8 protein-coding genes are annotated in these 9217 nt (G+C 62.2%); 7 read left to right on the top strand and 1 reads right to left on the bottom strand.

The window, feature by feature from the left end; genetic code table 11:
* Positions 1-40: 40 nt before the first annotated feature.
* Positions 41-754: a tellurite resistance TerB family protein gene (locus tag HX839_RS21810; RefSeq protein ID WP_177067676.1), complete on the bottom strand. Its 714-nt coding sequence runs from the start codon at positions 752-754 to the stop codon at positions 41-43.
* Between the two features lie 168 nt (positions 755-922).
* Between HX839_RS21810 and HX839_RS21805 the strand changes: the two genes are divergently transcribed.
* The 7 genes from HX839_RS21805 to HX839_RS21775 all read left to right on the top strand — a co-directional run bounded on the left by HX839_RS21805 (position 923) and on the right by HX839_RS21775 (position 9197).
* Positions 923-1834 carry a LysR family transcriptional regulator gene (locus HX839_RS21805; protein ID WP_003209548.1) on the top strand — a complete coding sequence of 304 codons (912 nt, stop codon included), beginning with the start codon at positions 923-925 and terminating at the stop codon, positions 1832-1834.
* A gap of 133 nt (positions 1835-1967) precedes the next feature.
* Positions 1968-3425, top strand: coding sequence for a gamma-aminobutyraldehyde dehydrogenase (locus HX839_RS21800; protein WP_003209549.1), 1458 nt, complete (start codon positions 1968-1970; stop codon positions 3423-3425).
* A 72-nt stretch (positions 3426-3497) separates the two neighbouring features.
* A complete protein-coding gene (gene ydcS / locus HX839_RS21795) occupies positions 3498-4649 on the top strand; it encodes a putative ABC transporter substrate-binding protein YdcS (RefSeq protein ID WP_003209550.1) in 1152 nt (383 codons plus the stop codon).
* A 180-nt stretch (positions 4650-4829) separates the two neighbouring features.
* Positions 4830-5864: an ABC transporter ATP-binding protein gene (locus HX839_RS21790; protein WP_010176808.1), complete on the top strand. Its 1035-nt coding sequence runs from the start codon at positions 4830-4832 to the stop codon at positions 5862-5864.
* A 1-nt stretch (position 5865) separates the two neighbouring features.
* Complete coding sequence (locus HX839_RS21785; RefSeq protein ID WP_003209552.1) at positions 5866-6795, top strand: ABC transporter permease; 930 nt, start codon at positions 5866-5868, stop codon at positions 6793-6795.
* Positions 6785-7594, top strand: coding sequence for an ABC transporter permease (locus tag HX839_RS21780; RefSeq protein ID WP_003209553.1), 810 nt, complete (start codon positions 6785-6787; stop codon positions 7592-7594). Before HX839_RS21785 ends, HX839_RS21780 begins: the two co-directional genes overlap by 11 nt.
* Positions 7595-7772: 178 nt before the next feature.
* Positions 7773-9197, top strand: coding sequence for a gamma-aminobutyraldehyde dehydrogenase (locus tag HX839_RS21775; protein WP_003209554.1), 1425 nt, complete (start codon positions 7773-7775; stop codon positions 9195-9197).
* The last annotated feature ends 20 nt before the right edge of the window (positions 9198-9217 follow it).

Raw genomic sequence — 9217 nt, 5'->3', positions numbered from 1 at the left:
CCATAAGTAGCCGTTACCGCAGAAACGGATATGTACACAATCAAACCATCACCGCCTGCCGCACCTGCTTCTCCAATTCAGCCTTCAACCCCGGCTCCAACTTAAGCTGCCGCGCCAACTCATCGAGGTAAGCCTTCTCCATGAAGTTCTCCTCATCCACCAACATCACACTGGCGATATACATCTCGGCAGCCAATTCCGGAGTACTGGCAGCCCGAGCCACATCTGCCGGATCCAGCGGCTTGTTCAGCTCAGCATGTAACCACTGCTGCAACTCACGATCGTTATCCAGCTTCACAAACTCCCCTTCGATCAACGCCCGCTCACGCTCATCCACATGCCCGTCAGCCTTGGCCGCAGCCACCAGCGCCTTCAAAATCCCCTGGCTGTGCTGTTCGACCTGGGCCGGTGGCAACCGATCAATGGTCTGCGGCTCCCCTTGAGGCGCACTGGCCTGCTGCGCCTGCCAATTACCGTAGGCCTTGTAGGCAATCACCCCCAAAGCAGCCAACCCGCCATAGGTCAGCGCCTTGCCGCCAAACTTGCGGGCTTTCTTGTTGCCCAGCAACAGACCCATGGCGCCGGCCGCGAGGGCCCCACCACCGGCACCGCCAAGCAAGCTACCCAACCCGCCGCCACCCAGCAGTCCGCCAAGGGCACCCTTGTCATCTGACTTGCGCTGCCCGCCAGCCTTGTTCTGCAACATGTCCTGGCCGGATTTGAGCAGTTGATCGAGCAATCCACGGGTATTCATTCACAACCTCCAGAAACTCAAGTTCACAGGACCAATAGGCCCCCAGCGTAAAACTAAGTGCCAAAAACCCCCGATCTAGAGTGCTTCCAGATGTAACGCGCTTACCCCTCAATTAAAACGATATACACTCGAACAAATCTATAAAAACACCCCACTGGTAATTCCAGCATGATGACCTTGCGTCAGATCCGTCACTTCATCGCCGTGGCCGAGACCGGTTCGATCTCCGCCGCTGCCCAGACCGCCTTCATCTCCCAGTCCACCCTGACCCTGGCGATCCAGCAACTGGAACAGGAAATCGGCGTCAACCTGTTCAACCGCCACGCCAAGGGCATGACCCTGACCCACCAGGGCCACCAGTTCCTGCGCCAGGCGCACCTCATCCTCGCCACCGTCGACAACGCCAAGCGCAGCCTGCAACAGAGCACCGACCAGGTGGCCGGGCAGTTGATCATCGGCGTGACCAGCCTGGTCGCCGGCTACTACCTGGCGGACTTGCTTACCCGCTTCCAGCGGGCCTACCCCAATGTCGAGATCCGCGTGATGGAGGACGAACGCCCCTACATCGAACACCTGCTGGTCAGCGGTGAAATCGACGTCGGCGTGCTGATCCTCTCCAACCTCGAAGACCGCCACGCCCTGCAAACCGAAGTGCTCACCCACTCGCCCCACCGTTTATGGCTGCCGGCCCAGCACCCGCTGCTGGAACACGACAGCATCAACCTGGCGGACGTAGCGCGCGAGCCGCTGATTCAACTGAACGTCGACGAAATGGGCCACAACGCCCAGCGCATGTGGACCGGCGCCGGGCTGCAACCCCGCGTCACCTTGCGCACCGCCTCGACGGAAGCCGTGCGAAGCCTGGTCGCCGCCGGCCTGGGCGTGTCGATCCAGCCGGACATGACCTACCGCCCCTGGTCCCTGGAAGGCGACATCATCGAGGCCCGGCCGATTGCCGACCTCAGCCAGACCCTCGACGTGGGCCTGGCCTGGCGCCGGGGCACGGCGCGCCCGGCGCTGGTGGACCCATTCCTGACGGTGGCCCGCGAACAGCCCCACCCGCGCAAGCCATCTATTTAATCGAATGCTGCTTTCAGTATTTAGTATTTGTTGACCTCGCGCCTGACCTCTAGTCTCTGCTCATCCCATAAGAGAAGGTCAGGCGCCTCGCACGAGAACAGCCATGACCACACAAGAAAAGAGATCGCGAAAAATGTCTGGCGCGCCCACACCGCTGCTCACTGCGTTGCTGATCGACGGCGAACTGGTCCCGGGCCAGGGGTTTGTCGAGCCGATCATCAACCCGGCCACCGGTGAAATCCTCACCCATATCGCCGAAGCCAGTACCGAGCAGGTCGAAGCCGCAATCCTCGCCGCCCACCGGGCCTTTGCCGGTTGGTCGCGGACCACGCCCCAGCAGCGTTCGAACATTCTCCTGGGCATCGCCGAGACAATCGAAAAACAAGCCGACTATCTCGCCCGCCTGGAATCGCTGAATTGCGGCAAGCCGCTGCACCTGGCACGTCAGGACGATTTGAGCGCGACCGTCGATGTGTTCCGTTTCTTCGCCGGCGCCGTGCGCTGCCAGACCGGGCAACTGAGCGGTGAATACCTGCCGGGCTACACCAGCATGGTGCGTCGCGATCCGATTGGCGTGGTGGCCTCCATTGCGCCGTGGAATTACCCGCTGATGATGGCCGCCTGGAAAATCGCCCCGGCCCTGGCGGCCGGTAATACCCTGGTGTTCAAGCCGTCGGAACATACTCCGCTGTCGATCCTGGCCCTGGCGCCCGTACTGAGCCAGTTGTTGCCGCGCGGGGTGATCAACATCCTGTGTGGCGGCGGCGAAGGGGTCGGCAGCCATTTGGTCAGCCACCCGAAGGTGCGCATGGTCTCGTTGACCGGCGATATCGTCACCGGGCAGAAGATCCTCCAGGCCGCCTCCAAGACACTCAAGCGCACGCACCTGGAGCTGGGCGGCAAGGCCCCGGTGATCGTGTGCAACGACGCCGACCTGCAAGCCGTGGTCGAAGGCGTGCGCGCCTACGGTTACTACAACGCCGGCCAGGACTGCACCGCCGCGTGCCGCATCTACGCCCAGGCCGGTATCCACGACAAATTGGTGGCCGAGCTCGGCGCCGCCGTCAGCAGCCTGCGGTTTGCCGGCAAGCGCGATGCCGACAACGAACTCGGCCCGCTGATCAGCACCCGCCAGCGCGACCGCGTCGCCAGTTTTGTCGAACGCGCCCTCGGCCAGCCGCATATCGAACGCATCACCGGCGCCGCCGTGCATTCCGGTGCTGGCTTCTTCTACCAGCCAACCTTGCTGGCCGGTTGTAAACAGAATGATGAAATCGTGCAGCGCGAAGTGTTCGGCCCGGTGGTCACCGTGACCCGCTTCGACGAGCTGGAACAGGCGGTGGACTGGGCCAACGACTCGGAATACGGCCTGGCCTCCTCCGTGTGGACCCAGAATCTGGACAAGGCGATGCAAGTGGCGTCGCGCCTGCAATACGGCTGCACCTGGATCAACAGTCATTTCATGCTGGTCAGCGAAATGCCCCACGGCGGCTTGAAGCGCTCGGGGTATGGCAAAGATCTGTCCAGCGATTCGCTACAGGACTACAGCGTGGTGCGGCACATCATGGCGCGCCACGGCCAGCATCTTTAAAACAACAACTACGCTCACGCACCACCTGCTGCAAAAACTGCCCCGACCATAATTAAAGAAGAGGGAACCCCCATGTCTGCGCACAAGACCGCTCTGCTCAGTGCCCTGACCACCGCGCTGCTGGCCAGTGTCAGCATCCAGGCCGCCGAACCGCTGAAGGCGGTGGGTGCCGGTGAAGGCCAGTTGGATATCGTCGCCTGGCCCGGCTATATCGAACGTGGCGAAAGCGACAAGAACTACGACTGGGTCACCGGTTTCGAGAAAGAGACCGGCTGCAAGGTCAACGTCAAGACCGCCGCCACCTCCGACGAGATGGTGAGCTTGATGGCCAAGGGTGGCTACGACCTGGTCACCGCATCCGGCGATGCCTCGCTGCGGTTGATCGTCGGCAAGCGCGTACAGCCGATCAACACCTCGCTGATTCCCAACTGGAAGAACATCGACCCGCGCCTGAAAGATGCGCCGTGGTACGTGGTCGGCCAGCAAACGTACGGCACGCCGTACCAGTGGGGCCCGAACGTGTTGATGTACAACACCAACGTGTTCAAGACCGCGCCCACCAGCTGGAACGTAGTGTTCGATGCGCAGAACCTGCCGGACGGCAAGCCGAACAAAGGCCGCGTGCAGGCCTATGACGGCCCGATCTACATCGCCGATGCGGCGCTGTACCTCAAGGCCACCAAGCCGGAACTGGGCATCCAGAGCCCGTACGAGCTGACCGAAACCCAGTACAAGGCCGTGCTCGACCTGTTGCGCGCCCAGCAGCCGTTGATCCACCGCTACTGGCATGACACCACCGTGCAGATGAGCGACTTCAAGAACGAAGGCGTGGTGGCCTCCAGCGCATGGCCGTATCAGGTCAACGGCCTGGTCAATGAGAAGCAGCCGATTGCCTCGACCATTCCGAAGGAAGGCGCCACCGGCTGGGCGGATACCACCATGCTGCACACCGATGCCAAGCACCCGAACTGCGCCTACAAGTGGATGGACTGGTCGCTGCAGCCGAAGGTCCAGGGTGATGTGGCCTCGTGGTTCGGTTCGTTGCCGGCGGTTCCCGCGGCGTGCAAGGAAAGCGAACTGCTGGGCGCCGAGGGTTGCAAGACCAACGGTTTCGACCAGTTCGAGAAGATCGCCTTCTGGAAAACCCCGCAGGCTGAAGGCGGCAAGTTCGTGCCGTACAGCCGCTGGACCCAGGATTACATCGCGATCATGGGCGGGCGCTAAGCACTCCCTAGTTGATCGTTCCCACGCTCCGCGTGGGAATGCCTCCTGTGACGCTCCGCGTCACGACTTTAAGGGCGGACGCGGAGCGTCCAGCGCTGCATTCCCACGCAGAGCGTGGGAACGATCACGTCTACCTCCGATTTAATTTTTACAAGACGCGCCTTTTTGGAGCACCGCACCATGACGCTTGCAGTCCAATTCACCCACGTTTCCCGTCAGTTCGGCGAAGTGAAAGCCGTTGACCGGGTTTCCATCGATATCCAGGACGGCGAGTTCTTTTCCATGCTCGGCCCTTCCGGCTCGGGCAAAACCACGTGCCTGCGCCTGATCGCCGGGTTCGAGCAACCCAGTGCCGGCTCCATCCGCATCCACGGTGAGGAAGCCGCCGGCTTGCCGCCGTATCAGCGCGACGTGAACACTGTGTTCCAGGATTACGCGCTGTTCCCCCACATGAACGTGCGGGACAACGTGGCCTACGGCCTGAAAGTCAAAGGCGTGGCCAAGACCGAACGCCTCAACCGCGCCGAAGAAGCGCTCGGCATGGTCGCCCTCGGCGGTTACGGCGACCGCAAGCCGGTGCAACTCTCCGGCGGCCAGCGTCAACGTGTGGCCCTGGCCCGCGCACTGGTCAATCGTCCGCGCGTATTGCTGCTGGATGAGCCCCTCGGCGCTCTCGACCTGAAGCTGCGCGAACAGATGCAAAGCGAGCTGAAGAAACTGCAACGCCAACTTGGCATCACCTTCATCTTCGTCACCCACGACCAGACCGAAGCACTGTCGATGTCCGACCGTGTGGCCGTATTCAACAAGGGCCGCATCGAACAGGTCGACACCCCGCGCAACCTGTACATGAAGCCCGCCACCACCTTCGTCGCGGAATTCGTCGGCACCTCCAACGTGATTCGCGGCGAATTGGCGCAACGCTTGAGCGGTAACCCGCAGCCGTTCTCGATCCGCCCGGAACACGTGCGCTTCGCCGAAGGCCCGCTGGGCAGCGGCGAGGTGGAAGTCAGCGGCCTGCTGCATGACATCCAGTACCAGGGCAGCGCCACCCGCTACGAACTGAAACTGGAAAACGGCCAGGCCCTGAACATCAGTCAGGCCAACAACCAATGGCTGGACACCACCGCCGGGCATCAAGTCGGCCAGTCCATCACCGCGCGCTGGGCGCGGGAAGCCATGACGCCGTTGACCGACATCGCAGGCGAGGTGTGACATGAGCCTGGCCCTGTCCCAACCGCCGATGCGCAGGTTTTCCAACCTGCTGTACAAGAAGCCCAACCTGTACCTGTCGCTGCTGCTGGTGCCGCCGCTGATCTGGTTCGGCGCGATCTATTTGGGTTCGCTGCTGACCTTGCTGTGGCAAGGCTTCTATACGTTCGATGACTTCACCATGGCGGTCACCCCGGACCTGACCCTGGCCAACTTTGCCGCGCTGTTCCAGCCGTCGAACTTCGACATCATCGTGCGCACCTTGAGCATGGCGGTGGTGGTGTCCATCGCCAGTGCCATCGTCGCGTTCCCGATCGCCTACTACATGGCGCGCTACACCACCGGCAAGACCAAGGCGTTTTTCTACATCGCGGTGATGATGCCGATGTGGGCCAGCTACATCGTCAAGGCCTACGCCTGGACCCTGCTGCTGGCCAAGGGCGGCGTGGCGCAGTGGTTCGTGCAGCACCTGGGCCTGGAGCCGGCGCTGCAATTCATCATGGGCATTCCCGGCGTGGGCGGCAGCACCTTGAGCACCTCGCACCTGGGGCGGTTCATGGTGTTTGTGTACATCTGGCTGCCGTTCATGATTCTGCCGATCCAGGCCTCGCTGGAGCGTTTGCCGCCATCGTTGCTGCAGGCCTCGGCAGACCTCGGCGCCAAGCCGCGCCAGACCTTCATGCAGGTGATTCTGCCGCTGTCGGTGCCGGGGATCGCGGCGGGTTCGATCTTTACGTTCTCGCTGACCCTGGGCGACTTCATCGTGCCGCAACTGGTGGGCCCGCCGGGTTACTTCGTCGGCGGCATGGTGTACGCGCAACAAGGCGCTATCGGCAACATGCCCATGGCCGCGGCGTTCACTCTGGTGCCGATCGTGCTGATCGCGGTTTACCTGTCCATCGTCAAACGTCTGGGGGCCTTCGATGCACTCTGAAAAAGCCTCACTCAGTCTAAAAATCGCGGCCTGGGGCGGGTTGGTTTTCCTGCACTTCCCGATCCTGATCATCTTCCTCTACGCCTTCAACACCGAAGAGGCGGCGTTCAGCTTTCCACCCCAGGGCTTCACCCTGAAGTGGTTCAGCGTGGCCTTCTCGCGGCCGGACGTATTGGAAGCGATCAAGCTGTCGCTGCAAATCGCGGCCATCGCCACGCTGATTGCGATGGTGCTCGGCACCCTGGCCTCGGCGGCGTTGTATCGCCGGGAGTTCTTCGGCAAGCAAGGCATCTCGCTGATGCTGATCCTGCCGATTGCACTGCCGGGGATCATCACCGGTATCGCGTTGCTGGCGACCTTCAAGACCCTGGGGATTGAGCCGGGGATGTTCACCATCATCGTCGGCCACGCGACCTTCTGCGTGGTGATCGTCTACAACAACGTGATCGCCCGTTTGCGCCGCACTTCCCACAGCCTGATCGAAGCCTCGATGGACCTCGGCGCCGACGGCTGGCAGACCTTCCGCTACATCATCATGCCCAACCTCGGCTCGGCGTTGCTGGCCGGCGGCATGCTGGCGTTCGCGCTGTCGTTCGACGAAATCATCGTCACCACCTTCACCGCCGGCCACGAGCGCACCTTGCCGCTGTGGCTGCTCAACCAGTTGAGCCGGCCACGGGATGTGCCGGTGACCAACGTGGTGGCGATGCTGGTGATGATCGTGACGATGTTCCCGATCCTGGGTGCCTATTACCTGACCCGCGGCGGCGAAAGCGTGGCCGGTAGTGGCGGTAAATAACTGACAACACATTGCCACTGAAGGAATGAGATTCAAATGTGGGAGCGGGCTTGCTCGCGAAAGCGGTGTATCAGTCAGGTGATGTATCAACTGAAAGACCGTATTCGCGAGCAAGCCCGCTCCCACACTTGAACCGGTTTCGGCAGGGGAAACGATGCAGCTTTAAGAGGACTGAACCATGCAAACCAAACTGCTGATCAACGGCCATCTGGTCGAAGGCGAAGGCCCGGCGCAGCCGGTGTTCAACCCGGCGTTGGGTCGGGTACTGGTGGAAATCAAGGAAGCCAGCGAAGCCCAGGTCGACGCCGCCGTGCGTGCTGCCGACAGCGCTTTTGAAGGCTGGTCGCAAACGCCACCGAAGGATCGCTCGCTGCTGCTGCTCAAACTCGCCGACGCCATCGAAGCCCACGGCGCAGAGCTGGCAAAGCTTGAGTCGGACAACTGCGGCAAACCCTACAGCGCCGCGCTGAACGACGAGATCCCGGCGGTGGCCGATGTGTTCCGCTTCTTCGCCGGCGCCAGCCGCTGCATGAGCGGTTCGGCCGGCGGCGAGTACCTGCCGGGCCACACCTCGATGATCCGCCGTGACCCGGTGGGCGTGATTGCCTCCATCGCGCCGTGGAACTACCCGCTGATGATGGTCGCCTGGAAAATCGCCCCGGCCCTGGCCGCCGGTAATACCGTGGTGCTCAAGCCTTCGGAACAAACCCCGCTGACCGCGCTGCGCCTGGTGGAACTGGCCGCTGAAATTTTCCCGGCCGGTGTACTCAACCTGGTGTTTGGCCGTGGGCCAACCGTGGGCAGCCCGCTGGTGAATCACCCGAAAGTGCGCATGGTGTCGCTGACGGGTTCGATTGCCACCGGGGCCAATATCATTTCCAGCACTGCCGACAGCGTCAAACGCATGCACATGGAACTGGGCGGCAAGGCGCCGGTGATCATCTTCAACGACGCCGATATCGACGCGGCGGTGGAAGGCATTCGCACCTTCGGCTTCTACAACGCCGGGCAGGATTGCACCGCTGCGTGCCGGATTTATGCACAGGCCGATATCTACGACGCGTTCGTCGAAAAGCTCGGTGCGGCGGTTGCCAGCATCAAATACGGTTTGCAGGATGACCCGGCCACCGAGCTGGGCCCGCTGATCACCGCACAGCACCGTGACCGTGTGGCCGGGTTTGTGGAGCGTGCCGTGGCGCAATCCCATATCCGCCTGATCACGGGTGGCAAGGCGGTGGAAGGCAACGGGTTCTTCTTTGAGCCGACGGTGTTGGCCGACGCGCAGCAGGACGATGAAATCGTGCGCCGCGAGGTGTTCGGGCCGGTAGTGTCGGTAACCAAATTCAACGACGAGGCGCAGGTATTGGCCTGGGCCAACGATTCGGACTACGGCCTGGCCTCTTCCGTGTGGACCGCCGATGTCGGCCGCGCCCATCGCCTGGCTGCACGGTTGCAGTACGGCTGCACCTGGGTGAACACCCACTTCATGCTGGTCAGCGAAATGCCCCATGGCGGTCAGAAACTGTCCGGCTACGGCAAGGACATGTCCATGTACGGCCTGGAGGACTACACCACGGTTCGCCATGTGATGTTCAAGCACTGACCCCTTACCCCTGTCGAAGC

The organism is Pseudomonas sp. I8001 (assembly GCF_013385345.1).
In the GTDB taxonomy this organism is placed as follows: Bacteria; Pseudomonadota; Gammaproteobacteria; order Pseudomonadales; family Pseudomonadaceae; genus Aquipseudomonas.
The sequence above is the reverse complement of the archived record's forward strand: the minus strand, read 5'-3'. Positions and strand labels throughout refer to the sequence as shown.

What these genes read in the sequence shown, in the direction of transcription:
- HX839_RS21810 (WP_177067676.1), bottom strand. Translation starts at nt 754, where the DNA reads ATGAATACCCGTGGATTGCTCGATCAACTGCTCAAATCCGGCCAGGAC.
- HX839_RS21800 (WP_003209549.1), top strand. Translation starts at nt 1,968, where the DNA reads ATGTCTGGCGCGCCCACACCGCTGCTCACTGCGTTGCTGATCGACGGC.
- HX839_RS21780 (WP_003209553.1), top strand. Translation starts at nt 6,785, where the DNA reads ATGCACTCTGAAAAAGCCTCACTCAGTCTAAAAATCGCGGCCTGGGGC.
- HX839_RS21785 (WP_003209552.1), top strand. Translation starts at nt 5,866, where the DNA reads ATGAGCCTGGCCCTGTCCCAACCGCCGATGCGCAGGTTTTCCAACCTG.
- HX839_RS21805 (WP_003209548.1), top strand. Translation starts at nt 923, where the DNA reads ATGATGACCTTGCGTCAGATCCGTCACTTCATCGCCGTGGCCGAGACC.
- HX839_RS21790 (WP_010176808.1), top strand. Translation starts at nt 4,830, where the DNA reads ATGACGCTTGCAGTCCAATTCACCCACGTTTCCCGTCAGTTCGGCGAA.
- HX839_RS21775 (WP_003209554.1), top strand. Translation starts at nt 7,773, where the DNA reads ATGCAAACCAAACTGCTGATCAACGGCCATCTGGTCGAAGGCGAAGGC.
- ydcS (WP_003209550.1), top strand. Translation starts at nt 3,498, where the DNA reads ATGTCTGCGCACAAGACCGCTCTGCTCAGTGCCCTGACCACCGCGCTG.